At 69.8% G+C, this 1777-nt stretch carries 2 protein-coding genes; both read right to left on the reverse strand.

What is annotated here, in order from left to right:
• Positions 1–629: chemoreceptor glutamine deamidase CheD (gene cheD / locus F3J15_RS37295; protein ID WP_166897806.1), on the reverse strand; the 629-nt coding region annotated here is incomplete at its 3' end.
• Positions 626–1609 (reverse strand): CheR family methyltransferase, encoded by a 984-nt coding sequence (locus F3J15_RS37300; RefSeq protein ID WP_069246861.1) that lies wholly within the window; start codon positions 1607–1609, stop codon positions 626–628. The genes cheD and F3J15_RS37300, both read right to left, overlap by 4 nt.
• Between the last annotated feature and the right edge of the window lie 168 nt (positions 1610–1777).

Genomic DNA, 1777 nt, shown 5'->3' on the forward strand with positions numbered 1-1777 from the left:
TGCGGCGGGGCCGGACGCTTCGCCGCGAACAGCTCGACCTGCGGACGCGGCCGTGCGGTGCGGGCGCGATCGGCCTCGCGGGCGAGCGCGGCTTCGCGCTCGGTGACGCCCGGCACCTGCAGCCGCAGCTTCTTCACCGCCGCGCGCCCCGTGGCCGCCATGAACGCGACCTTGCGCGGGTGCACACCCTGCAGGTCTTCCGCCGTGATGCGGATACGTTCGAGCGCCAGGTAGCGGCGCACGAAATCCGCGTTGCGGTCGCCGATGTTGATCGTCGTCATCCCGGCCAGCACGGCGGCGCCCCCGAACACCTTCGCCTCGAAGCGTTCGCGGCGCCCGCCGGCCTTGATCATCTCGTTGATCAGCACTTCCATCGCATACGCGCCGTAGCGCATCGATTCCGACGCGGCCGCGCCCGGATCGGCGCCGTCGTCGGGCAGCATGAAGTGGTTCATCCCGCCGATGCCCGCGTACGGGTCGTGCAGGCACGCGGCGACGCACGAGCCGAGCACGGTCATCAGCACCATGTCCTCGGACGTCGTGTAGAACTCGTTCGGCAGCAGCTTCACGCCGGGACGGCCGAAGTGGTTGTCGAAGTAGCGATTGGTGGCGATCGGCAGGGCGCTCATCCGCGCTCTCCAAGAGCTGATGCGGCGCCCGCGGCATGCATGCGCGCGGGGGACGGCATCGCGGACGCCTGCGCGCCCCGCGGCCGCGTGCCCTGTGCGGCGTCGCGGGTCAGTTCGTACACCGTCTGCCCGCGCAGCCGGAAGGCCTGCGTGACATACGTGAAGTTCTCCGAATGGCCGGCGAACAGCAGCCCGCCCGGCTTCACGAGCGGCTCGAAGCGCGACAGCACCTGCCCCTGCGTCGGCTTGTCGAAATAGATCATCACGTTGCGGCAGAAGATCGCGTCGAACGGCTTCGCGATCCCGTAATCCGCATCGGTCAGGTTCAGCTGCTCGAAGCGGATCATCGCGCGCAGCTCGGGGCGCACCTTCACGCGGCCGGCCTGCGCGCCCGTGCCCTTCAGGAAGAAGCGCTTCAGCCGCTCCGGCGCCAGGTGCTTGACCTGGTCGTACGTGTAGATGCCGGCTTCGGCCTTCGCGAGCACCTGCGTGTCGAGGTCGGTCGCGAGGATCGACGCGCCGCGCGCGGCCGATTCGCCGAGCGCCTCGATCAGCGTGATCGCGATCGAGTAAGGCTCTTCGCCGGTCGACGCCGCCGAGCACCAGACCGAGACCGGCGCCGGCCGCCCCTTCACGAAATCCGACAGGATCGGGAAATGGTGCGACTCGCGGAAGAACGCGGTCAGGTTCGTCGTCAGCGCATTGGTGAACGCTTCCCACTCGAGCGGATCGTCTTCCTGCTCGAGCAGGTCGAGGTAGTCGCGGAACGTGTCGAGGCCGCGTGCCCGCAAGCGGCGCGCGAGACGGCTGTACGCCATGTCGCGCTTGTGCTCGGACAGCGAGATTCCCGCGCGTTGATGGATCAGCGCGCGAATGCGTGCGAAATCCGCGCTGGTGAACGCGAAGTCGCGCCCCGGCTCGCCCGCGCGAGGCGAGGCATCCGGTACATCGGGTCGAAACGGCGCGCGCGCGTGCGGCATGGTTTAGAAGGTCTCCCAATCATCGTCGGACGTGCCAGCCGTGGCCGCCGCCGGCTTCTCGCCGTTCAGCGCCGGGCGCACGAGCGCGGGCTTCGCGGCCGGCTTGTCGGCCGGTGCGGCGGTTTTCGCGAGGCGCGGCCCGTAGCCGCCCGCGGCCGTGCCGCGGGA

The sequence above is a fragment of the Burkholderia sp. Ap-955 genome (genome assembly GCF_011753045.1).
In the GTDB taxonomy this organism is placed as follows: Bacteria; Pseudomonadota; Gammaproteobacteria; order Burkholderiales; family Burkholderiaceae; genus Burkholderia; species Burkholderia lata_D.

What these genes read in the sequence shown, in the direction of transcription:
- F3J15_RS37300 (WP_069246861.1), bottom strand. Translation starts at nt 1,609, where the DNA reads ATGCCGCACGCGCGCGCGCCGTTTCGACCCGATGTACCGGATGCCTCG.